Here is a 25,086-nt window from a genome sequence, read left to right as displayed (position 1 = left end):
TTGCTAATGAATCAATTTCTAAATTTAGATTGGCAATGTATTTAAACGGTAAGCTAGTATTACTGTTATTATTATTGCCAATTTTAATAGACTTTTTCTTTATGATCTGAGAATTCTTTTCGCTTACCAAGCTTAAATTCATTTTTAAAGAATTAAAAATATTGTATGCGTAACATTGTATCTGTGTGCTTTTATTCCTCTGGTTTTTCAAGTGTAAGTAATAATGTATTTGATAATCAGTTAATTAATGTTTACCTTTTTCTAAAATTTATATAGAAACTATCAATTGAAAATATTTTATAAATTCCTGAAAAAAGATGTTGATTATATATTCTTATTTTGTTAATTGTTTTTGTTTTAACTTAAATTAGTATTTTTTTGAGTGTTAATATTGGTGATTTTTGAATATTTGCTATTTTTTTAAGATTTTGTTTTGTATTATTAAGAAAGTTTTACAAATTTGTAGATGTACAAAAATTATAATTTGATATGAAGAAAATAACAGCAAGTTTGCTTGTTTTAGTATTATCATCTTCCATTGCTGTAGCCAACGCACAGCAGAAGAATGATACTATAAAAACAAAGGAAATTGAAGGTGTAGTAGTAACTGCACTGGGAATCAAAAGAGAGAAAAAGGCTCTTGGTTATGCATCTCAGGAAATCAAAGGAGATGTTCTTAGAGAAGGTGCCAATACCGGAAATTTATCTAGCCAAATGGCAGGTAAGGCTGCAGGTGTTCAGGTTGTTACAAGTGCAAACTTTGGTGGTGCTTCCAGTGTGGTAATCAGAGGAATGAAATCAATTGGAGGAAATAACCAGGCACTTTTTGTAATTGATGGTGTTCCGGTAAGTAATAATAACAGTTCTATCTCTTCCAGCTATACAATCTTTGATGGAGGTAACTCAATATCAGATATCAACCCTAATGATATTGAAAGTATTAACGTATTAAAAGGTGCTGCTGCTTCTGCCTTATATGGTGAAAGAGCATCAGCTGGGGTAGTAGTTATTACAACCAAAAAAGGGAAATCCAGAAAAAATAATGAATGGGGAGTAACTCTTTCAACTGAATATCAGTACGGTGAAATTGACAAATCAACATTTGCCAAATACCAAAATAAATATGGTTCTGGATATGGAGGATCAAGCTTTTTAGATGCTGATGTTAATGGAGATGGAATTGATGACCTAGTAGTGGGGACCAACAATGATGCATCCGTTGGAACTGCATTTGATCCTAATTTAATGGTATACCAGTGGAATTCATTGTATCCACAACTTCCAGGGTATCACAAAGCTACACCTTGGGTAGCAGCAAAACACACACCGGTTGATTTTTTCCAGGCTGCTCAAACAACTTCCAATTCTGTTACTATTGAAAAAGGAAATGAAACCTCTAGTATTTTAATCAACTATAATAACTTTTTAACGACTGGGGTAATGCCTAATTCTGAGCAGAAGAAAAATACAATTTCTGCTAAGTTTGATTATAAAGTTACTGATAAACTTAGTGCTACAGTATATTCGTCTTTAACAATGCAGAATACTAAAGGTAGAAATGCTACAGGATATAATGATAATATTCTTACAGGTTTCAGACAATGGTGGCAAACGAATACTGACATATATGAATTGAGAGATGCATATAATAATACCGGTCAAAATATCACCTGGAATTTAAATGGGTATAGTGATCCTGACCACTTTTTTGCACCAGCATATTGGAATAACCCATATTTTGACAGATACGAAAATTATCAAAGCGACAGTAGAAATAGATTCTTCGGTTATGGGATGTTAAATTATAAATTTTCTGATGCTGTCAGTCTGACAGGAAGGGTATCTACGGATTTTGCTTATCAAACCAACCAAGTAAGAAAAGCTGTAGGTAGTAAGGCAGAAGCTTTTGGCCTTTCACAGCTAAATGCTGCTTCAGGATTTTACTTAAGTAATCTATATACAAACGAACTAAACTTCGATTTATTTGCCAATTATAACAAGAAATTTGATAATGAAATAAGTTTAGGAGCGGTATTGGGAACATCTATTAGACGAAACGTAATAGAAACTATAGATGCTTCTACAGAACCAGATCAATCTGGTGAAGGACTGATCGTACCAGGTCTTTACGCAATAAGAAATTCTGCAGGTCAGGTTTTACCAGCACAGGAATATAGAGCTACTTCTACATTACCAAGAGGATATGCCCAGGTTTCATTGGGATATAAAGATACTTACTTTTTAGAAGGTACGGGTAGTTTAGATTTATCATCAAATTTACCTGATAATGATAACCTTTATTTTTATCCATCAGTATCTGCCTCTGTAGTATTGTCTAATCTTATAAACCAAAACTGGCTGTCTTTCTGGAAAATTAGAGGTAACTGGGCTCAGGTAGGTAAGACGACAGACAATTATAGACTGATTGACACTTATAATATCAGAAGTTTATACAATGGTATTCCTATTGTAGATCCGTTCAGTTATAAAAATAATCCTAATCTAAAACCTGAAAGTTCTACTGAAGTAGAAGTAGGAATGGAGGCGAGATTCCTTAATAACAGAATTGGATTTGACGTAAGTGCTTATAAGACTAATTCCAAAGATCAGATCTTAATGGTTCCTATTTCTGGTGCTGCAGGATATACCAGAAAATGGTATAATGCTGGAGAATTGGAAAATAAGGGAATAGAAGTACAGTTAAATGTGACTCCATTAAAAAGTACTGACTTTAAATGGGATATGAATATAAACTGGGCTATCAACAGAAGTAAAGTATTAAGCCTTAACGAAGGAATTAATAATTTACAGTTGGGAAGCGGAGTAAATTCAGTAACATTTAATGCGGAAGTAGGTAAGCCATATGGAGAAATCCACGGTACAGATTTTATTTACTCACCGGACGGCCAAAAAGTAATTGACCCTACCACTGGAGCTTATATGATTACTACTTCAAGAAATAATAGTATTGGTAACATTATGCCGGATTGGACTTGGAGTGTAAGAAACAGTATCAACTATAAAGCATTTACATTCACTTTCCTTATCGATGGACAACAAGGAGGAGATGTATTTTCTGGAGATATGCTCTATGGAACAGACACAGGACTATATCCTGAAACATTAGCAATCAGAGAGCCTGGTGTAATTTTGCCTGGTGTTGTAATGCAAAACGGGCAGTATGTTCAGAACAATGTACCGTTATCAGCAGATAATGCACCTTCTGAAACAGGATCTATAAATGCATCAGCAAATTATCCTTCCAGACAATTTGTCTATGATGCAACTTTTGTTAAATTAAGAGAAGCTGCCATCTATTTTGATATACCGAAAAGTTTGTATGCCAATACATTTATTAAATCTATGAAATTTGGTATATTTGGAAGAAATCTATGGATCATTCACAAAAACCTTCCTTATGCTGATCCTGAAGCTGGTTACACAGGAGGATCTTCTTTAGGGGTGAATGGAGGAAACCTTTCCAGAGGTTATTCTATTGGTGCAATGCCAACAACCAGAACTTTTGGTGCTAATTTTACAATTAATTTCTAAACTGCATTACAATGAAAAAAATAATAATAAGTCTTTTTGCTGCTGGGCTAGTGCTGACATCGTGCGGGAGAGACATAACGAGTCTGAATGATAATCCAACAGAACCATCTGTAGTAAATACTGAGGTTATGTTTACATCTGCAAGTGTGGGCTTGGTTTCACAGATGACAACTCCTAGCGTAAATTTTAACAACTATAGATTCTTTACTCAACAATGGACAGAGACCCAATATATAGATGAAGCTGTTTATAATCTGGTAAAACGAAGTGTACCTGATAATAACTGGAACAGGATGTATTCTCAGATGACAAAACTGGAACTGGCAAGAAATTCAACGAATGCTCTTTCCGATGCTTCACTTAAAGCAAGCAGAATAGCTGTCATTGAAGCCTTAGAAATTTATATCTTTGCTACCCTAGTAGATACTTACGGAAATGTCCCATATTCACAGGCTATTCAGGTAGATAAATATCCTACTCCAGCTTATGATGATGCTAAGACAATTTATGCTGATCTGATTAAAAGAGCAGATGCCGCTCTAACTGCTCTGGAGTCAAATTCATCTGCAGGATTTGGATCTTTTGACCCTATTTTTGGAGGTAACAATGAGAAAGTAAAACTATTCTTAAATACCCTTAAACTTAGAATGGGGCTTAATTTAGCCGATGTAAATGGTGCTTTAGCAAAAACAACCGTTGAAAGTGCATATTCAAAAGGAGTTGTGCTGGCAAATTCACAGAATATAGGTCTTAAATTTAGTTCTTCTGGACAATTTACAAGTCCAGTATATCAAGAAATGGTTACGAGCGGTAGAAATGATTTTATTCCGGCAAATACATTTGTGAATGTACTGAATGCATCGAATGATCCAAGAAGACCTAAATATTTTACAACTAAAGACGGGGCTTATGTAGGAGGTTTATATGGTAAGCAAAATGTATTTGCAGATTTCTCTCACGTACAGGATAGCTTTTTAGTGGCAGATAGTATGGCTTATTTATTTGATGCTGCAGAAACTAGATTTATGCTTGCAGAAGCTGCGGAAAGAGGATACTCTGTGGGTGGAACTGCTGCTACTCATTTTACGGCAGGAATTCAGGCATCTTTAGATTTTTGGGGGGTATCACCTGCTGAACAAACTGCTTATTTAGCTGCCAATAATTATGCTACTTTACCTGGTACATGGAAACAGAAAATCGGAAATCAGGCTTGGATAGCTGCATACAATAGAGGTTTTGAAGCTTGGGAATTCTCAAGAAGATTAGATTTTAGAACTTTTGTTAAGCCAGGTTCTAGAGCTGTACCTTTAAGAATGCCTTATCCAGTAAATGAGACCAGTGTAAACAATGATCACAGAACACAAGCTGCTGTAGCACAATGGGGAGCTGCAACAGGAGACGTACAGGCTAACAAAGTATTCTGGGACATTAACTAAAAAATATATATTTAACATTCATATCAAAGACCGCTTTCGGGCGGTTTTTTTATTTCCGTATATTTGTACTTTAAAATTTTGATATAAAGCAGGCCATTCCACTTGGCCTTTAAAAAGTAATATATACACATGAATATTAAAGATATTATAGAAAAGAAACTTTCCGAGGTTATTTTAAATGTATATCAGTTAAAAGAAATCAATCTGGAGATTCAGGAAAATAAGACGGAATTTGAAGGTGATTTTACTATTGTAACATTTCCATTGGTAAAACAGCTGAAAAAAAATCCGGAACGTATTGGCGTTGAATTGGGTGAAGCTTTGACGGAACAGTCAGATATGTTTGAAAGCTTTAATGTGGTAAAAGGGTTCCTTAATGTTAAAGTAAAGAACCAGCTCTTTGTGGATAACTTCACATCTGTGAGCACCGGCTTTGATGTCATAGAAAAGAAAAATTCAACGGTGATGGTTGAATATTCTTCCCCAAATACCAACAAACCACTACACCTGGGGCATGTCAGAAATAATTTATTGGGCTTTTCTGTTGCGCAGATTCTTAAAGAAGTAGGATATGAGGTGATCAAATCTCAGATCATTAATGACAGAGGAATTCATATCTGTAAATCAATGCTGGCTTGGGAGAAATTTGGGCATGGAGAGACTGCGGAAACTACCGACACAAAAGGAGATAAGTTTGTAGGGAACTATTATGTAGAATTTGACAAGAACTATAAAAAAGAAATTGCTGAACTTGTAGGACAGGGAATAGAAGAAGAGCAGGCTAAAAAAGAGGCTCCCCTGATCAAAGAAGCGCAGAAAATGCTTATCGACTGGGAAAACGGAGATGAGAGAGTAAGAGATCTGTGGAAAGAAATGAATTCCTGGGTTTATAAAGGATTTAACGAAACGTATCAGAGACTTGGAGTAGATTTTGACCAGGTTCAGTATGAGAGCAATACTTATATTTTAGGAAAAGATCTAATCCAGGAAGGATTGGAGAAAGGCATTCTTTATCAGAAAGAAGACGGCTCCGTATGGTGCGACCTTACCGATGAAGGTCTTGATCAGAAGCTGCTGCTCCGTTCAGACGGAACTTCGGTTTATATGACTCAGGATCTTGGAACGGCCGTTGAACGCTTTAAGCAAAATGATATTCAGAAATTGATTTATACAGTTGGAAACGAGCAGGATTATCATTTCCAGGTTTTATTCAAAATCATGAAGAAGCTGGGATATTCTTGGGCAGATCAGTTATTCCATCTTTCTTACGGAATGGTAGAACTTCCTGAAGGCAAAATGAAATCACGTGAAGGAACTGTTGTAGATGCTGATGATCTTATGGCAGAGATGCACGAAACAGCAAAGTTAAAAGCTATAGAACAAGGTAAGCTTGAAGGTCTTTCGGAAGATGCAAAAGTAGCTTCTTACGAAATTATTGGTATGGGAGCATTAAAATATTTCATGCTGAAAGTAGATCCAAAAAAGAAAATGCTCTTTAACCCGGCAGAAAGTATTGAATTTAATGGTAATACAGGCCCATTCATTCAGTATACCTATGCACGTACGCAGTCTTTACTGGCAAAAGCAGATTATCAGTATAAAGAAATTTCAGAGGTTGATTTGAATGCATTTGAAAAGGAATTGATTATGTTGCTGGCCAACTATAAAACAATTGTAGAAAGAGCAGCGGAAGTATTGAGTCCGGCTTTAGTAGCCAATTATGTGTATGATTTAGCTAAATCTTATAATTCATTCTACCAAAGTAATATCATCCTAAAACTGGAAGATGAGAATTTGAAACAGTTCCGTCTAAACCTATCAGACCTGACCGCCAAGACGATTAAAAAATCCTTAGCGTTACTGGGTATAAAAACGGTAAACAGAATGTAAAAAATAAGGCCTCCTAAAAATACTGGGAGGCTTTTTTATGCTGTTAAAAATAGTAATAATTAAGTTGTTAAATGTCAACTGTCAGCTTATTTACCCTCGGTGATCTCCTGGCTTTCCTTATATAGCTTTGCAGCACTCCATTTCGCATGTTTAGAAAGAATAATCTTATATCCCTTTTTGTAATTATAGACTTTTGTAAACTCTGCTCCGAAAAAGACAAGCATACAGGAATAATTGATCCACATCATAATTAAAATCACAGTTCCTGCGGTACCAAACGCAGAAGTAGGTTTGAAATTACCAAAATATAAGCTTAGTAAAAATTTACCCAGTGTAAATAAAATGGTGGTCAGTAAGGCCCCTTTCCATACGGGTTTCCAGCTGATATGTACATCAGGGAGCACCTTGAACATCAACGCAAATAATAGCATGACCAGCACAAAACCAATCCCGAAATTTACAAACTCCACCAGCATATAGGTTTCAAGGCCAAAATAATTGGTGATCCAGTTGTTAAAGAGACTTATCATCGAAGATAAGATCATGGTAATCATCAGTAAAAAAACCTAGAATAAGAATCATTCCTAAAGAATTGGCACGGTCTAAAAGAAATTTCACAAACGCTTTTTTAGGTGCAGCTTCTACATCCCAAAGGGTATTTAAAGTATGCTGCAGCTGAAAAAAAAGAGTCGTGGAACCGAAAACTAAAGATCCGATACCCACTATTTTCATAAAGATATTCTGTTTGTCAATAAGAGCACCGGCAATCATTCCTTCAATACTTTTAGCGACATCAGCTCCCATCAATCCGCTGATCTGGTTACTGATCTCCCCCCGGATCGCTTCCTCACCGAAGAAATTTCCTGCGATCCAGATAATAATAATCAATAATCCCGGAATAGAAAAAATCGCATAATAGGCAAGGCTGGCCGAATCTTTTGATGCGGTAGAACTGTTCCACTCAGCGAAGGTTTCTTTAAGAACCTCCCAGAAAAATTTGATATTATTAATCATATTAGAAAGGATATCCGATGGCTATGTTTAAAACTAAATTATCTTTTCTCCCAGTTTGAATCTCCGAAATTGATCTTATCAAATGCCCAACGGTCACCTTTTTCATAATAAGGAACCCTCAATGGCATGGCAAGATCCAGTCTTAAAATTAAGATAGAGAAATCAAGTCTTAGACCAACTCCGGCTCCAACGGCAACTTCGCTCAAAAATTCTTTTGAAAATTTTGCACCCAGTCTGTCTTTATCATCATTTATCAGCCATACGTTTCCGGCATCAACAAAGGCTGCTACATTTAAAAATTTATAAATATTGGCACGGTATTCCGCATTGAGTTCCAGCTTGATATCTCCCGCCTGATCTATTATAATATTGGGTTCAACAGTTCTTGGATCAAAGCTTCCCGGACCTAAAGTTCTTGCACGGAAAGCACGGATACTGTTACTTCCTCCTGCAAAAAATTGTTTAGAGAAAGGAATGAATTCTGAATTTCCATACGGATAGGCAATTCCTCCGATAAACCGGGTGGCTAAAGAACTTTTCTCTGTAAATTTATGATAGAACCTGAAATCATGTTCCATTTTTGCATATTGACTGAACGGAACCCCGAATATTTTTTTCTCCTTATCGTTTTTCACATTCGCACCCGTTACCAGACCGGTAATATTTCCTGCCAGATCCAAAGTTCCCTTATAATAGATCGTATTCGTTATAGGAAGCATCGTATTGGTATAGGTATACGAGTAAGTTGGTCCGAAAATAAGCTGCTTTTCAACAACTCTTCTTGCAGCAGGAGTGGTAGCTTGCGCACGAAACTCGTCCGTTACCTTGGCAGGAGAAACGAGGGTAATGTCAATCACCTTCAGATCATGTTCTTTTTTTGCATTTTCTTTCCACACATACCCAAATGAAGCCGTAAAATTATTAAGCGTATAAAATTGGGTGCGGTTTTGAAATTCATATCCTAAAGTAATATTCGTTCTCGGAACAAAAGCACTCGAAGAATTGAAACGGAAAGGGGCTACAATTCTTGGAATGGAAAGCTGGACATTCGTTCCTGCACGAAATAAATTTTTAGCATTTTCCTGGCCTCCCATCTGAAAATCAAAGGCTCCGTAAACAGATGCTTTAAACTGTTCTGCCCCTCTGAAAAAATTTCGGTGTGTCCAGTTTAAATTCAATTCGCTACCGGCATAATTGGCAGAATTGGTTCGTCCCAAAGCTTCCAGCCTAAGCGACTGAATCTGTCTTGGGGTCAGTAAATAATAGGCATCAAACTGATGCTTTAATGAATCGGAAACAATAAACTCATTCTTTACAAATTTGAAAACACCCAAACTGATCAACCGGTTCAGGGTAAGGTTATGATTGGTGCGGTTATAAAGATCTCCTTTCTTAAAATATAAAGCCCGGTCGAAGATTTTCGGTTTGAATTTATGTTGGGGATCAATGACATAAATATCCTCATAAGCATATTTAGATAAAGAATCCGAATTCATGGGAACGCTGTATTTCCCTCTTTTTACATCCTGAATGTTATAATTCGGGAAAACAATTACCTTGTCAATGCTGAACTGTTCCGTTGCCAGGTCAGGCGTATCTTCTTTTAATTTTACGTTAAGCTCAACCTTGTGATTTTTGCTCACCGTACTGTCTGCCTGAACAATAATATTGTCAGGACTGAAATAGTAGAATCCTCTTTCTTTTAAACCATTATCAATACGTTCTCTTTCATTCTTGATAACGTCCAGATCAAAAGGTTTTCCAGATTTAAGTAATGTTTTGTTCGTTAAATTCTGAATCTCACTATTGACGAGTGTGGAATCTTTTTGAAACTTCACATCGCTTACGATATATCTTCCGCCAGGTCTTAGAGTATAAATTACCTGTGCTTTTTTATTTTTAGAAACCGTATCATACGTCGCTTTTGCATTAAAATACCCTTTGTTTTCAGAATAATTTTCAATGATCTTCCTGTTGAATTCACGGTCTACATCACCTAGTAAAACAGGTTTTTCACCTACCTTGTATTTCAGCCAGTAATTAAAGCCCTTATCTTTTTTCGGTTCTTTAGCAATGTTATAGAAATATAATTTCGGGCGGAGACCCAATAGGGTAGAATTGGGTTTGGGAACTAAATTGTCCTCTAGTGCTGATTTAAGTTCTTTCTTTTCGCTTTTTGAAAGACTGTCATTTTCAATTTTCACTTCAGCTCCCGTGTATAGCATCTGACCTTCCTTCAGGAATTTGGTATTGCTGCATGAGAGACTAACCGCGGCAAATCCTGAAGCGAACAAATATTTATAATATATATTAAATTTATTTTTCATTATTTAAATTCTACCACTTGGTTATTCTTGTTTTCTCTTTTACTTCTGTTTTTCTTTACTTTTTGGAAAATCTCACGGAACTTATCATAGTCCAGCGTAATAATAAACCCTAATCCCGTTTCAATAATCTGCCCTTGAAGCGCTACCTGGTATTCATCCTTACGATAGGCCCGGAGCATATACCTTCCGTCTTTTGAAAGGCTGTAATCTATCGTTACATTTCCTGCAATATTCGTTGTATTTTCGTTTTGGCGGGCTTCTCCTTCCAAAGCAAAATTACTTCCTACTGAAACTTTCAGACGGTCATTCAGTAATTTTTTGCTGACACCGACATTCAGGTCAGTTCTGGTATTTTTTTCTCCACTGGAATAATCTTCAGAAGAATCAAGACCAAGATCTATATCAACTCCCTTAATCAGACCGGAAGCAAGATTGTTCAGCTGCTGTGAGAGAATTTTACTAACACTCTGTCTGGCCATCATTTCAGCCGACATTCCCGCACCGGATTCAAAAGGATTTTCCCCAATGAAACGGTTAAGTAAAAGGAGGGCAAAAACCTGTTTATTCATTTCAGATTCCTGCGTTCTGAGCTGTGTAAGTTTTTGATCTACAATATCAGTGACCGTTGATGAAACAGAATTATTCTTTTCGTCTGTAGTAATATCAAAACTGATCTGTGGTTTCAGAAGTTCACCTTTCATTTTCAATAAAGTATTGAAAGGGATTCTCTGTTTAAACTGATTCAGTATAGAAGCAGCTTCACCACTTATCTGCTGCTCGACAAGGTCAATAGGAGGGGCTTCTGTTTTATAGACAGCCGTAATATCCATGATGGCAGCCGTTGGTTCTCCTGTCCAGGTAATGGTGCTTCCTTTCTGGATATCAAATTTACGTTTCAGAAGGCTTACAGAAAGTTCATAAGAACCTTTTTCCACTTCATACACTCCTACAAGGGTCATTTTTCCTGAAGGATCAATTCCTCCGGTAAGTTCAGCCTCACCCTGAAGTTTCACAAAATCCCCGTTGGCTTTATCAATAACGATAGACATTTTTGCTTCTTTGCTTACTTCAATGTTCACACTCACATCCATTCCTTTGAAATTGCTTTGTGCTTTCAGAGAATCAGTCTTGATCGTTTTATTTAAGACAACCTGGTCCTGATCGATAAACTCTACAATCCCCTCCCGTTCCTGTAGAGAAGGGCTGGACTGTGGAAGGACAAAAGTGAAATCCGTATCATCAGAAACCGCCAGTCTTCCGTCAACCTTCGGCAAATCTAAGTTTCCACGGATATGAAGTCCTGCATCAATAGCCAGGGTTCCATACATCATGGCATCATTGGATTTCTCGGAATTCACAACTTTGAAATCTTTGGCATTCACATCAAGATTGAAGGCGAAATCCCTGTACGTCTGTGTAAGAACCTGTCCGTTTACAACAAGTGAATTTCCGTCTTTATCATTGATTTTAAACTTATTAAATTCTATACCACGGCTTGTAAAATCAATCTCATCATTAAGCTTTCTGAAATCGCTGCCTGTTTTTGCAATTTCCAGTCCTGCATCATTGAATTTTACTTTACCTAAAATATTAGGTTTATCGGTAGTTCCTGTGATCTTTAAATTTCCTGAAATATAGCCTTCCGTATTTGTTATCGCATTCATGGAAAAGCCCTGGACACTCTTCATCTGAAGCTTGTTGATCGCCATATTCAGATCAAATGTGCTTGCAGAAGTATTGTAATTCCCAAGGATTTTCACATCATTATCATTACCGGAAAGAGCTATATCAGCATTTAAATTATTAGGTGAAGTATTATTCACTTTTACGGCAAGGTTTCCTACAGCGTTTCCATACACAATCAGGTCAGAGACGTTCAGGTCAGAAGTGAAGGTCATATTTTTCGTCACATCCCGGAGTTGTGCCGTTCCGTTGATGGTTCCTCTTGCCAGAACTGTATCCTTCTTGATAAGTTCTGTAATGGTTTCAATTTTAAAATCTTTTAGCGCAACATTCAGAGGACTGCTCGGATTTTGAGTTTCAGACTGAATGGAAATTTGACTTCCTCCATTAGAAAGCACGAAATTATCTGCCAGAATTCCTTTGCTGCTGATCTGGATCTTATTGTTTTCAGCAACATTCCAGTCCGAATAGTTAAGTTTTAAGCCGTTCGGGTTCAGCGATATTTCTGTTATATCATTTAAAGATTTGGCATTTCCGGCAATGAGGAACTGCGTAGCATCTTTGTCGTCTTTCGTGGTAATATTATAATTGATCGTATTATTGGCAACGTCGCCGCTTACATCTACTTTTTTCAATGTAAAGCTGGAGCTTTTTAAGGCAGCTACACTAAGACCGTACTGCAGTGCCTGGTTTTCATTGGTCACTTTTAAAGCAACATTTTCCAATGAATTTTCACCGTACAATAACTGTGGAATCTGGCCGTCAATCTCAATTTTCTGAGAATCTGCATCATAATTTCCTGCTAAATTGATGGTTTCAAAACTTTTCAGATCCGGAACAAATTTTCTGATCAGATCATCATTTTTGATCTTGGCATTGAAAGTGAAATACTGGCCCGGATCAATTTTCTGGCCTTTGGCCGGCTTCTGGAACTGATAATACTGATTGATTGTTTGCGTTAATGCTCCAAAGATTTGTGTCAGTTTATATTTTCCTTTTAGAGAAACATCAGCAATCTGAGAATTGAAAATAATTTGGGTAGAATCCTGTGTAGAAGCTGCTTTAAGATTGATTTCCTGAACAGGATAAACTTCTTTTGTATCAGAAAATGCAAAATCTTTCAGATTTAAGTAACCGTTCAAAGCATCCTGATCAAGGCTTGAGAAATTTCCGTCGATCTTTCCTGCTATAATCACTGGTTTCTCATAGAACCCAAGCTTATTTACATCAAGCTTGATCACTTCACCGTTAATTTTTACCGTAGGATTTTTTTCATCGTAAACTCCGGAAGCTATTAAATTCAGATTAGCATTCGGATCTTTTGAATTTAAAACAATATGGTAAACTCCTTTATTGATCTTTCCTGTAAGATCCATATTCTGGTAGCGGTATCCTTTATAAACAGCCGAAGCAACATGTCCTTTAAGGTCTGCTTTTGCGTTTTTAAAATCAAAGCTTTCTCCTTTTGCAGAAATCTGTGCCGTGACAGCTCCTATATCTTTATTTTTAATGATCTTTCCGACCTGTATGGCCTGTAGGTTGGCTTTTACATCATAAAGCTCACGATTTTTTCTGCTCATATCCACATTGGCCACAATGGCAGCATTTCCAAGCGTAGAGTAGAGATTCATATCTGCCTTTACTACTTTAGTGGTTCCTTTTGCATTTCCTTTGATGCTGAAATGGGAAGGCAGAGCAATATTGGAAGGAATTGTATTTTTCGGAACAAGGTTAAAAACGGTCTTAGCTTCAGCTGAAAATTCTCCAATCCTGAGATCATAATACAAATTCTCAGGCTTCATCGCATTTTTAATTCTTCCTGACGCAGCCACTCTCAGCTGGTCTAAACCTGAAATTTTAAGATCTTTGATCAGTAAATCGTTTACCATTCCCTGGACGTTGGCATTCACATTCAATATTGCGTTCGGATATTTATTGAATGGAACTGTATTTCGTAAGGTGGGAACGATATTCAGAATATCGGCGAATCCTATTTTAGAATCTTTAATGTTGGCTGATATTTTTACAGCACCGGGATTTGAAGTCAGCTGATCAAGGGAATCATAATTTAAAATCACTTCATCCCGAATCAGTGTTTTCGGAGTCTGTAAATAAAGGTCTTTCAGGTAAGCCTGTTTTTCTGCATAGACAAAATCTGTGTTGAATTTCTGGATATTCAGACCTCTTCCTTCCTGAACTTCAGCTGAACTTACGGTTCCTGCAAAAGTATTGTTCTCCATTTTGAAGCTTCTGACTTCCACATTCATTTTGGAGAAATTCATATGATTGAAGTCCATTCCCTGTTTTGTAGGAGCAATTGCAGTGTTGTTGTAGACCGCTTTTACATCGTTCAGAACCAGTTTTCCGAGAACCACCTTCATCGCCTTGTCTTTATCCGAAACTTTGGAAACTTCAGCTTCTTTGGTGTCTTTTGGGTTGGCGTTTTGAGTCGGAAGATAAAGATTTGCATTAATATCTGCTCCCGAAAGAAATACATTGGAAATATTGTAAGAATTATTCTCAAGATCCAGTTTATTCACCTTTGTGCTTAATTCTTTGAACAAAACTTTAGCAAAAGTTTTGGTATTATCATCACCGTAATCTATATCGAAGTTGGTCAGCTTGATTCCTCTAAGACCAATATTCATCGGCTTTTTATTGTTAAGGGAATCTACCTTTTTTTCTACTTTTTTAGAAACCTCTTCAAGGAGATCCTGCTTTAATTTTAGTTTAAGTCCGTCAAGGTTGATATCATTAACAGCATAAGTATTTTTATTGAGGTCAAAAGTTTTAACCCTTGTATCAAATGATTTGAAATAGAGTTGAATATCATTCCTTGACTGCTGGTCGTTGAACTTCACTCCGATATCTTTTAAATTAATTTTATCCAGAGAAATAATGAAAGGTTTGGATGAACTTTCTTCCTTGTCACTGGTTGCAAAAGCATTGATAATATAGTCGAAGTTGAATGTCCCGTTGGGTTTCCGTACCACATTGGCGCGGGCTCCTTCAAGATCTACAGAAGTAATGTCGGCAGTGGAGTTGATCAGCTTCAGCATATTTAAGCCTACATCCAATTTTTTGACGGCCAGAAGGGTATCTACATCCTGTCCCTTCAGGTAAAGATTTTCCATTACAAGGCTGTTCGGGAAACCTATATAAACCCTTTCAAGGCTTACTTTAGTCTTGATTTTTTTCTCAAGATAAACAACCAGTTTGTCTTTGATAAAATTTTGAACAGCAGGAAGCTTCAGGCTAAAGATTAGCAGGGTAAGAAAAACCAATATGGAAATAAAGGTTATTGCAATACGCTTCAGGAGTTTTCTTTTGTTGATTTTCAGTTTCAAATGCGATCAGGTTTCTAACAAAGATAAGAATACTATTTAATTAGTTCTTTGTTATGGTATCCTATTGGCAATACAAAAATCCTGCCTTGGCTGTCTTATTATGGAATTTAGTTTAGTAGTTGTCAAGTGAATTAGTTGATGAAGACCAGCCAAGGTTAGGATTTTTTTCTTTAAAAAGCCCCCTCTGTATCATTTTTTTATGTTGAAAAGGTTAGCAAAAATGAAGAATTCAAATGTTAGAGTTCAAAGGGGGCAAGGAATATAGGGAGATAATAAATTTTTGTTAAGTTATTTGATCTAAGTCTTAAAGGGCAGGAAGCTGGAAGAGGGAGGCTGGAAGTTCATATTGTCCACTCATTTTGATTGTTGTTTTAAAATTTAATGATTTGGTTAAAAAAAATAATAAATGGTTGTCTAAGTCTTCCTTTCGACCTCAATAACTTCCCTCTTCCAGCTTCAAACTTCCTGACTATTAAAACTAATTGTTTCCGTTTTCCCATTTTACTTCTTCTCCCTGCGGTGCTGCACCACCCTGAGAAGGAGTAATAGGAGAGGTTTCCTGGTTGATATGATAAATATATGCTGCAATCTTCTCAGCATCTCTTCCTGTAATGGTTCCTTCTTTGATAAATGGTCGCATCGTAGGATTGTTTGGTGAGCCGTTCTCAAGCATCCAGAAAACATTTTTGAACAGGCTTTTTTCTTTGATATTAATCCAGTGTGTATCGGTAAGGTTAGGGCCAATACCTCCTTTCCCACCGTCTCCGTGACAGGTTACACAATTGGTTTTGAAGAGCTCCTGACCTTCTGCAATATTGTCGGCACTGTATTTTGCCGTTTCAAGATCAATTTGAGGAGCAGTTTTTTCATATTCAGCGATAGATGCCAGCATGGTGGTGGTTTCCTGATTTAATTCTGCCTCGGGATGCGCATAATCTGTGAAGGCAAAAGCTGTCATATACACGGCGCAGAATATACATCCGAACCAAAACAAACCGATCCACCATTTCGGAAGTGAGTTGTCAAGTTCCGTAATTCCGTCAAAACCATGATCGATAAGAATATCTTTCTCTTCAGTAGCAGACTGTTTTTTAAAAGCCGAATTCCAAAGTTTCTGATAATACGGAATAGATTTTTCAGCTAAATATTCCTTCTTTTCCTCTTCTGATAATCTACTGAAGCTTTCATTCTCTACCAGATCTCCGATAGAATTCATGATCAGCAGGAGAATAACAGCAATTACAATCAGAGCCCAGAAAAACGGGGAAGAAAAATAATCTGATTGGCTGGCGAACATTTCAAACGCCATGATCGTTAAACCTATCGTTGTTGCGATATATATTGAAATTGGGGTTCTCTTTTTCATTACAATACAGTTTAATAGTTATTCAGTACTTGCAGTCTGGATCTGTGTCGTTTTAATATCAGTTCCTAATCTTTGAAGATAGGCAATCATTGCTACGATTTCTCTCTGTTCAAGCGGCACATAAGCCCCTCCTTTCGTTGTTCTTTCCTTTTCCATCTGATTTTTCACGTCATCGGCTTCAGAATAAATTCTCTGTACGATAGCTTTAGACTGATTGTCCGCCCATTGGTTGGCCGAATCTATTTCCGCTTTTGAATAAGGAACATCGAACGTATTTTTCATCAGTCTCATTTTGTCAACCATTTGAGTACGGTCAAGCTTATTGGTAATCAGCCATGGAAAACGCGGCATAATAGAACCTGCAGACGTAATTCTTGGGTTGTACATATGTTTAAAATGCCATGAATCCGGGTTTCTGCCACCTTCTCTGTGAAGATCCGGTCCCGTTCTTTTTGATCCCCATAAAAATGGTCGGTCATAGATAAATTCTCCGGCTTTTGAGTATTGTCCGTTTTTACCTTCAAATCTTACAATCTCATCCCGGAAAGGTCTGATCATCTGAGAGTGGCAGGAGTTACAACCTTCACGTACATACAGATCTCTTCCTTCAAGCTCCAGCGGTGTATATGGTTTTACAGCTGTGATTGTCGGAACACTCTGCTTAAGGGATAATGTAGGAACAATTTCTACCAGCCCACCGATAGCTACAGTAATGAAAGCCAGGATAGAAAGTAATTTAGGAGTTCTTTCCAGCCAAAGGTGCACCCCTTCGCCTTCTTTTCTTCCGCTGCCGATTTCTGCTAATGCAGGAGCTTCAGCCGGAACATTTTTCTGGAATGAGCCTGATCTTACCGTTTTAATAACATTCACCACCATCAAGACAGCTCCTGTAAGATAAAGCACACCTCCTAAAAATCTCATTTTAAAGTAAGGAATAATAGCAGTCACCGTATCCAGCCAATTTTTATACATTAAAGTACCGTCCGGATTGAACTGTTTCCACATCAATCCCTGAGTAAATCCTGAGATATACATCGGAACTGCATAGAAGATAATTCCTAAAGTCCCCAGCCAAAAGTGCCAGTTGGCTAATTTTTTAGACCATAATGGAGTTTTCCACATGACAGGAATAAGATAATACACGACTCCGAAAGCCATAAAACCATTCCATCCAAGTGCACCCAGGTGTACGTGCCCGATTACCCAGTCTGTGTAGTGCCCGATTTTATTTAAAGATTTTGTCGCCAGTAAAGGTCCTTCAAAAGTGGCCATCCCGTAACAGGTAATAGCTACCACAAAGAATTTTAGAATAGGATTTTCTCTTACTTTGTCCCAGGCTCCTCTTAAAGTAAGAAGCCCGTTCAGCATTCCTCCCCATGAAGGCGCAATAAGCATAATAGAAAAACCTGTAGACACAGCCTGAACCCATGCCGGAAGCGCAGTATACTGAAGGTGGTGAGGACCAGCCCACAGGTATACGAAAATCAGCGACCAAAAGTGAATAATGGATAGTTTATAGGAGAATACAGGACGCTGAGCCGCTTTCGGCATGAAATAATACATCAGGCCTAGTACCGGAGTGGTCAGTACGAATGCTACGGCATTGTGACCGTACCACCACTGTACAAGTGCATCTTTTACACCGGCATATACGGAATAGGATTTCCAGCTTGTGAATGATAAGGGAACTTCAAGATTATTAAAGATATGCAGCATAGCTACAGCAATCCATGTGGCGATATAGAACCAGATGGCTACATAAAGGTGTCTTACCCTTCTTTTTGCAATGGTTCCGAACATATTGATTCCGAAAATAACCCATGAAAAAGTAATTAAAATATCAATCGGCCATTCATGCTCTGCATATTCTTTGGAGGTATTGATTCCCATTAAGAATGTTATAACCACAGCAACAATCATCAGCTGCCAGGTCCAGAAGTGGATCCACGAAAGTGTATCGCTGTACATTCTGGTTTTTAAAAGTCTCTGCATACTGTAATAAGCTCCGCAGAAAAAGGAATTACACACAAAAGCAAAAATTACGGCACTGGTATGAAGCATTCTGATTCTTCCGAATCCCATAGCACCCTGTGTATTGATCAATCCCTGGATATTTCCACTTCTCAAACTCTGAATCGTGGTGTCATCTGTTCCGAATAAAAATTCAGGTAATTCAGGGTAGAAAAGCATAAGTGCGGCCGTAAGTCCCAAAAGAAAGCCGACGAGTCCGAAAATAATAGTAGCATACAGGAATGCTCTGACAATATTATTGTCATAATTGAATTTTTGCGTCTCCATAATTCCAATTGTGTTGTACCGAATTGATATTTATCTTCTGAAATCAGAGGTATTGACCTTTGATTTGCCTGAAAAAATAAATATCATGTAACGTGTATAATGTTTTGCCAAAGGTATTTATTAACTTTGTGTAAGTCTAATAGGTATACTTCTAAACTATACCGAAAACTACTAAAACAAAAACGATGAAAGTATGTGGTCAAAATATCAGAAAAATCCGTAGAAGCAAAGACTTTACGCAGGAGTATATGGCTTTTGAGATGGGTATTTCCCAAAAGGCCTATTCTGACATTGAAAATTCTAAGGTGAAGATCAATCTGGAAATACTTACCAAGATCTCAAATATTCTTGAAATTAAGCCTTCGGATATCTGCAGTATTTCTCACAAATGTGGAATGGGAGGAGACGAAGACAGGTACCAATCACTTTTGGAGTATATGAAAAAGAATAATATTTCAATTCCCGAGGAATATCTATAAGGGAATATTGCTTTTTTACTTTTTAATTCTTTAAAACTGAACTTATTGAATGTTCTTGCAGCTTCATAGAAGGAAAATTTCTCTAAAGTTTTATATATTTAGGGCATAATAGATTGTATGAACAGCGAACAGAAGACAGAGCCTAATGATGGAGCTCTGGTAAGAGGATTAACCAACAGACATATTCAATTAATTGCCCTCGGAGGTGCCATAGGAACAGGATTGTTTCTGGGAATTGGTCCCGCAGCAGTTTTAGCAGGCCCATCCGTTATTTTAGGATATGCTTTAGCGGGAATTATTGCATTTTTTATTATGCGGCAGCTTGGTGAAATGGTGGTTCAGGAGCCTGTTTCGGGAAGTTTCAGTCATTTTGCCTACAAATATTGGGGCAATTTTCCAGGTTTCGCTTCCGGCTGGAATTACTGGATTCTCTATATTCTCGTGAGCATGGCTGAATTGACAGCTATTGGACATTATATTCACTTTTGGTGGCCCGAAATTCCACTCTGGGTTTCCAGTTTATTCTTTTTTGTAGTCATTACGGCCCTAAATCTTGCCTCTGTAAAAGTATATGGAGAAACTGAATTTTGGTTTTCCATCATCAAAGTGGTAGCGATCATCGGGATGATTGTTTTCGGTATTTATCTTCTTTTGAGCGGTACCGGGGGAGATAAAGCCAGCATTTCAAATCTCTGGAACGATGGTGGATTTTTCCCCAAAGGATTTTTTAATAAAAGCGAAAGTGGATTTTCCGGACTCTTTGCAGCCATGGCAATGATCATGTTTTCGTTTGGAGGATTGGAACTTATTGGGATTACAGCTGCAGAAGCTAAAAACCCTGAAAAGACAATTCCTAAAGCAACCAATCAGGTGATTTACAGGATTTTGATTTTCTATGTAGGGGCTTTGGTTATTTTATTTGCATTGAGTCCGTGGAGAGAAATTACAGAAGGAACAAGTCCGTTTGTAATGGTTTTTCAGAATTTAAATGGATTTGAATTCAATATATTCGGAAAAGTGATCCAGTTTAATGTTTTAATTGCCAATATCCTTAATCTGATCGTTTTAACTGCAGCTTTATCAGTGTACAACAGCAGTGTTTATAGTAACAGCAGAATGCTTTTCGGATTGGCCCAACAAGGAAATGCACCGAAATTTTTAAAAAAGCTGAATAAGAACAGTGTTCCTACCAACGCAATTTTGATCTCTTCCTGTTTTGCCGGAATATGTATCATTATTAACAAATTAGTTCCCGAAAAAGCATTTGAATACTTAATGGCCTTAGTGGTTTCTACTTTAATTATCAACTGGCTGATGATCTGCTATACGAATTTGAAATTCAGAAAAGAAAAAGATAGGGAAGGCGTGAAAACATTATTCCCTTCTATATTTTATCCTGTTTCAAACTATATCTGTATCTTGTTTTTAATTGCGATTTTAGTATTGATGAGTATCACAGGAATGGAAATTCAGGTAATTTTAATTCCGATATGGCTGGCTTTCCTGTTTGTCATGTTTAAACTTTATAAACCCAAAACCAAATAGTAAATTATCAGCGTTAAATGAAGAAGGATAGGAGTCAATATCCGCACTCATTTAGTTTTTCCATGACATTAATAGTGGATTTTATCTGTCTTTTTTCAATTTAAGCAAATGAATTGAATGAACATAGATGAAAGGAATGTAAAAATTATACCTGCGGCAAATCCATTGAATTTTAATTTTAGAATTGTTAAATGGGAATAAATAATAAAGCAGGCTGACCTTAAGGTCAGCCTGCTTTATTATGATGTTAAGGTTGATTATTTTTTTATGGTTTTCAAAGTTTTTATATTACCGTTATTCATCTTTAGCGAAATAAAATAAACTCCTTCTTTTAAATCACCCAGGTAAAGTGATGCAGACGGTTTTTCAATAGTTCTAACCAGTCTTCCTGAAATGTCTGTAATACTCACTGATTTTACTTCAGCTATATCAGAAATCGTAAGAAGGTCACTGAATGGATTGGGAGATACGCTGATCTTTTTTGTGTTGTCGGCTACTTCATGGGTAGACAGTGCTGTATCATTATAGGCTGAAATCTCGAAGTCTCCACTGCCTTCACCGGAATCATATTTCCATACACTTACGTAAAGAGTTGTTCCTGGAGTTTGTCCGGTTAATGATATCAAAGAGAAAAGTCCGTCACCACTGTCATCATCGCACCCAATTTCCGTTAAAGATCCACAGGTTCCACTATATACGCTAAGGGATGAATCTCCAAATGGAGACCCTGAAGCTTCTCTGGTTTCTATGGTAAGATTTCCGTTCTGTGGAACTATTACGCTAAACCAGGTATTCTCAACAGCATCAGCATTACATGAAGGTAATGCCCCATCTGTAGTAGCTCCAGCATTATTGGAGGTCACCGTTCCAGAATCGAAATTCGTTCCTACCGTTAATGGTATAGCTCCTAAACAGTCATCATTGGCAGGTGGTAATAATTCATACGCTGAAATCTGAAATTCGCCATTATCTGTAGTAGAATTATATTTCCATAAACTGACATAAAGAGTGGTTCCTGGGGTTTGTCCGGTGAGTGAAAGAAGCGAAAAGTAACCTACGCCACCGTCATCGTTACAGTCAATCTCTGTTAAAGATCCACATGTTCCGGTATAAGCGGTAAGGACGGAATCATCAAATAAAGATCCTGAAGCTTCTCTGGATTCTATGGTAACGTTTCCACTGGCGGGAACCACTACGCTAAACCAAACATTCTCCACCCCGTCTGAATTACATGAAGGTAGTGTGCCGTCAGTAGTAGCTCCTACATTGGTAGAAGTAATAGCTCCTGAAGCGAAATTGGTACCTACGGTTAGTAATGTTGCTCCTGAACAATTGTCATTTTGGGCGTTTATCAATGTGGCAGCCAGTAATGACAGGCAAAATAATAGTTTTTTTCTCATAATATTTTTTTTAAGTTTTTGGTATTAATCTTACGGATGATAACATCACTTTACCTTCAGCTAATTTTAATTCACGCTGATGTAAATGCGATAATTTTATCTGTTGTTTTGTTTGTGATTTTTATGTAAATATATAATATTAATTGAAATTTTCAGAGTATATTTTATTATTTAATGTGGAAAATGGCGGTATTTGTTGTTTTTTATTAAATTAATTTTTGTTAAATGAATGGCAAATACGATCATTTCAGTAATATTAGATCATTAAGCTTTTAAGTCATAATGACTAAAATTTAACAATATTTACTTACTCTGAATATCATTAAAAATAGTTCCATATATAAAACAGTACAAAGTCTTGTTATTATTATTTGGTCACAGTTTGAGATAGTTACAGTGGAGAGTTGTGAATTAAAAGAAAAACAGATGACTTATATATTGACAATTTATGTAGACTTAAAAGGTCTTATTTCTATGAATAGAATGCCGTAAATCAGAATATTTTAAACCATAAATGAATTTGAAATTGGAAAAATTAAAAAGCCTTGAAAATCAATTGATTTTCAAGGCTTTTTGTAGACCCACAGGGATTCGAACCCCAACTGATGGTACCAAAAACCAGAGTGCTACCGTTACACCATGGGTCTGCTTATTTTAGTGAAGCAAATTTACAAATTTTTCTTTACAGACAAAAATCTATTCTAAAAAATGTTTTTTTTAATTATAAAATAAGCCGGTTTGCACTAGGATATTTTAAATAAAAAAACCACCCTTAAAAAGGATGGTTTGTAGACCCACAGGGATTCGAACCCCAACTGATGGTACCAAAAACCAGAGTGCTACCGTTACACCATGGGTCTGTTTTATTTTAGTGAGGCAAATTTACAGCTTTTTTCTTTAGATACAAGAAGTTTTTAAAGTTTTTTTTAAATTTACACTACTTTTTATGTGCTGCAATTATGGTGATAGACTTCAATAATCTCAATATTAATAATTTATCCTTTCAAACAGATTTTGAACAAAAAACAAAAAAGTTTTTAGAGGAATGGTTTTCTGATGGAAATACCGTAAAAGTACAAACTTCAGGTTCCACCGGTGTTCCAAAAGTTTTTGAAATTGAAAAAAATAAAATGGTCAATTCTGCGGTAATGACCTGCAATTTTTTAGGATTGAAAGAAGGGAACAAAGCATTGCTGTGTCTTCCGGTAGAATATATTTCGGGGAAAATGATGGTTGTCCGTTCTATTCAAAGAAAGTTGAAGCTGATTGTTGCAGAACCGTCCTTAAAACCAGTTGAAGATTTAAATGAAGAAATTGATTTTTGTGCAATGACTCCGCTTCAGGTAGAAAACTCACTGGATAAGTTATATTTAATCAAAAATTTAATTATCGGTGGAGCTGCTGTTTCTGAAAATCTAAAATCTAAAATATTTAATATAAAGCGCCTATCTCATTCCTCAAACCGTATTTTTGAAACCTACGGGATGTCTGAAACACTTTCCCACATTGCTTTAAAACAGATTATGCCGGAACCGGAAGATTATTTCACTGCATTTGAAAATGTAACGATTAGTACAGATGACAGAGGCTGTCTGAAAATATTTGCTCCCAATGTAAATGCTGAGGTACTGCAGACTAATGATTTAGTTGAAATTAGAAATGAAAATCAATTTAAATTTCTGGGACGTTTAGATAATGTCATTAATTCCGGTGGGGCAAAAATATTTCCTGAAACGCTCGAAGCTTTAGTCAAAAAAGAAATTCCAAATGAAGCCGTATTTGTTGGAATTAAAGATGAAAGCTTAGGACAAAAGCTTATTCTGATTATAGAAGGTGAAAAGTCTGCAGAACTGGTAAAGAAAATCTTGGAGATACCTTTTGAAAAAAAATTACACAAACCAAAAGATATTATTTTCATTGAAAAAATTCCAAGAACCCCAAACGGTAAGGTAAACCGAAATGAACTTCAAAGAATATTAGACAAAAGCTTATAATCTTTTATCTTTACTTATAAATCTATTCGTTTCCATCATGAAAGACTTCTCAAAAGAACTCAGCTTTAAAACTTCCCGCAGCAGCGGAGCAGGAGGACAGAATGTGAATAAAGTGGAAACTGCTGTGACTGTTCTGTGGCCTGTCGCTGAATCCGAATTCTTTAACGATTACCAAAAAAAGCTTATCCAAAGTAAATTAAAAAACAGGATCAATGCTGAAGGATATATGTTTCTTACTGTTTCCGAAAGCAGAACCCAGCTTATGAACAAAAATAAGGCGATTGAAAAAATTACTGAACTCGTCAATAAAGCTTTAATTGTTCCCAAGAAAAGAGTAGCGACCAAGCCTTCAAAAGGGCAGAAGCAAAAGCGTTTGGATACCAAAAAGAAAATTTCTGAGAAAAAAGATAATAGGAAGTTTAAATTTTAAGGATTCAAGTTGCGGGTTACGCAGACTCTTTTCAATGTTAGAATTTTTGAGTATCTTAGGCTATTATTAATATCTAATCTATGACAGCATTTACTTCTTTATCTGCAGACTGCCACACTAATGGCCTTTTGCTGTCGCTGCTGTACTTACATGCGGATTCTTTTCTGAAGAGTTCTAAGGACTTTATCAATTAAGCCCTGTCAGGATCCAGGACAGGGAAATATTTCCGACAATTTTTACATATTATTTTTTGCAGTTTTCTATGGGAAATAGGCTGAGCAAGCTTGTCATCCTGCATTGGATCACGAAGAATAACTGTATTCAT

The 25,086-nt window shown here is 36.6% G+C and carries 11 protein-coding genes, 2 tRNA genes and 2 pseudogenes; 7 read left to right on the top strand and 8 right to left on the bottom strand.

From position 1 onward, the window contains the following. The first annotated feature begins 489 nt into the window (after window positions 1–489). The 3 genes from QF044_RS14885 to argS all read left to right on the top strand — a co-directional run bounded on the left by QF044_RS14885 (window position 490) and on the right by argS (window position 6,878). On the top strand, window positions 490–3,552 hold the full coding sequence (locus QF044_RS14885) for a SusC/RagA family TonB-linked outer membrane protein (protein ID WP_307268854.1): 3,063 nt from the start codon (window positions 490–492) through the stop codon (window positions 3,550–3,552). 11 nt (window positions 3,553–3,563) lie between these two features. Then, entirely contained in the window at window positions 3,564–4,988 is a 1,425-nt protein-coding gene (locus QF044_RS14880; RefSeq protein ID WP_307268851.1) for a SusD/RagB family nutrient-binding outer membrane lipoprotein, read from the top strand. A gap of 129 nt (window positions 4,989–5,117) precedes the next feature. Then, window positions 5,118–6,878 (top strand): arginine--tRNA ligase, encoded by a 1,761-nt coding sequence (gene argS, locus QF044_RS14875; RefSeq protein WP_307268850.1) that lies wholly within the window; start codon window positions 5,118–5,120, stop codon window positions 6,876–6,878. Between the two features lie 86 nt (window positions 6,879–6,964). Here the strand turns inward: argS and QF044_RS14870 are convergent. The 5 genes and pseudogenes from QF044_RS14870 to ccoN all read right to left on the bottom strand — a co-directional run bounded on the left by QF044_RS14870 (window position 6,965) and on the right by ccoN (window position 18,913). Beyond that, a pseudogene (locus QF044_RS14870) lies at window positions 6,965–7,892 on the bottom strand (YihY/virulence factor BrkB family protein). Between the two features lies 1 nt (window position 7,893). Next, window positions 7,894–10,219, bottom strand: a pseudogene (locus QF044_RS14865) (BamA/TamA family outer membrane protein). Beyond that, window positions 10,219–15,249, bottom strand: coding sequence for a translocation/assembly module TamB domain-containing protein (locus QF044_RS14860; RefSeq protein ID WP_307268845.1), 5,031 nt, complete (start codon window positions 15,247–15,249; stop codon window positions 10,219–10,221). Before QF044_RS14860 ends, QF044_RS14865 begins: the two are co-directional and overlap by 1 nt. A 478-nt stretch (window positions 15,250–15,727) precedes the next feature. After that, window positions 15,728–16,615: a cbb3-type cytochrome c oxidase N-terminal domain-containing protein gene (locus QF044_RS14855; RefSeq protein WP_307268840.1), complete on the bottom strand. Its 888-nt coding sequence runs from the start codon at window positions 16,613–16,615 to the stop codon at window positions 15,728–15,730. An 18-nt stretch (window positions 16,616–16,633) separates the two neighbouring features. After that, window positions 16,634–18,913: a cytochrome-c oxidase, cbb3-type subunit I gene (gene ccoN, locus QF044_RS14850; protein WP_307268838.1), complete on the bottom strand. Its 2,280-nt coding sequence runs from the start codon at window positions 18,911–18,913 to the stop codon at window positions 16,634–16,636. Window positions 18,914–19,098: 185 nt separating this feature from the next. On the opposite strand from ccoN, the gene QF044_RS14845 reads away from it, so the two are divergent. Together QF044_RS14845 and QF044_RS14840 are read left to right on the top strand one after the other, a co-directional pair. Next, window positions 19,099–19,392 carry a helix-turn-helix domain-containing protein gene (locus QF044_RS14845; protein WP_307268836.1) on the top strand — a complete coding sequence of 98 codons (294 nt, stop codon included), beginning with the start codon at window positions 19,099–19,101 and terminating at the stop codon, window positions 19,390–19,392. Between the two features lie 117 nt (window positions 19,393–19,509). Next, a complete protein-coding gene (locus QF044_RS14840) occupies window positions 19,510–20,937 on the top strand; it encodes an amino acid permease (RefSeq protein ID WP_307268834.1) in 1,428 nt (475 codons plus the stop codon). Between the two features lie 257 nt (window positions 20,938–21,194). Here QF044_RS14840 and QF044_RS14835 read toward each other — a convergent pair whose 3' ends face one another. The 3 genes from QF044_RS14835 to QF044_RS14825 all read right to left on the bottom strand — a co-directional run bounded on the left by QF044_RS14835 (window position 21,195) and on the right by QF044_RS14825 (window position 23,197). After that, window positions 21,195–22,337 carry a T9SS type A sorting domain-containing protein gene (locus tag QF044_RS14835; RefSeq protein ID WP_307268831.1) on the bottom strand — a complete coding sequence of 381 codons (1,143 nt, stop codon included), beginning with the start codon at window positions 22,335–22,337 and terminating at the stop codon, window positions 21,195–21,197. A 576-nt stretch (window positions 22,338–22,913) separates the two neighbouring features. Then, a tRNA-Gln gene (locus QF044_RS14830) sits at window positions 22,914–22,984 on the bottom strand. A gap of 142 nt (window positions 22,985–23,126) precedes the next feature. Beyond that, window positions 23,127–23,197, bottom strand: a tRNA-Gln gene (locus tag QF044_RS14825). Window positions 23,198–23,296: 99 nt separating this feature from the next. Between QF044_RS14825 and QF044_RS14820 the strand changes: the two genes are divergently transcribed. Then, a complete protein-coding gene (locus QF044_RS14820; protein WP_307268828.1) occupies window positions 23,297–24,331 on the top strand; it encodes an AMP-binding protein in 1,035 nt (344 codons plus the stop codon). A 37-nt stretch (window positions 24,332–24,368) separates the two neighbouring features. Then, the gene (gene arfB / locus QF044_RS14815) at window positions 24,369–24,761 is read left to right on the top strand and encodes an alternative ribosome rescue aminoacyl-tRNA hydrolase ArfB (RefSeq protein ID WP_307268825.1); all 393 of its coding nucleotides are present in this window, start codon (window positions 24,369–24,371) and stop codon (window positions 24,759–24,761) included. Window positions 24,762–25,086: the final 325 nt, after the last annotated feature.

The organism is Chryseobacterium sp. W4I1 (genome assembly GCF_030816115.1).
GTDB lineage: Bacteria > Bacteroidota > Bacteroidia > Flavobacteriales > Weeksellaceae > Chryseobacterium.
Note: the sequence above shows the minus strand (reverse complement) of the source record. Positions and strands in the feature narration are given on the sequence as shown.

Bases quoted from the DNA above. Each gene is read 5' to 3' on its own strand.
- QF044_RS14840 (WP_307268834.1), top strand. From the start codon at position 19,510: ATGAACAGCGAACAGAAGACAGAGCCTAATGATGGAGCTCTGGTAAGA.
- QF044_RS14820 (WP_307268828.1), top strand. From the start codon at position 23,297: ATGGTGATAGACTTCAATAATCTCAATATTAATAATTTATCCTTTCAA.
- QF044_RS14880 (WP_307268851.1), top strand. From the start codon at position 3,564: ATGAAAAAAATAATAATAAGTCTTTTTGCTGCTGGGCTAGTGCTGACA.
- QF044_RS14845 (WP_307268836.1), top strand. From the start codon at position 19,099: ATGAAAGTATGTGGTCAAAATATCAGAAAAATCCGTAGAAGCAAAGAC.
- QF044_RS14855 (WP_307268840.1), bottom strand. From the start codon at position 16,615: ATGAAAAAGAGAACCCCAATTTCAATATATATCGCAACAACGATAGGT.
- arfB (WP_307268825.1), top strand. From the start codon at position 24,369: ATGAAAGACTTCTCAAAAGAACTCAGCTTTAAAACTTCCCGCAGCAGC.
- argS (WP_307268850.1), top strand. From the start codon at position 5,118: ATGAATATTAAAGATATTATAGAAAAGAAACTTTCCGAGGTTATTTTA.
- ccoN (WP_307268838.1), bottom strand. From the start codon at position 18,913: ATGGAGACGCAAAAATTCAATTATGACAATAATATTGTCAGAGCATTC.
- QF044_RS14835 (WP_307268831.1), bottom strand. From the start codon at position 22,337: ATGAGAAAAAAACTATTATTTTGCCTGTCATTACTGGCTGCCACATTG.
- QF044_RS14885 (WP_307268854.1), top strand. From the start codon at position 490: ATGAAGAAAATAACAGCAAGTTTGCTTGTTTTAGTATTATCATCTTCC.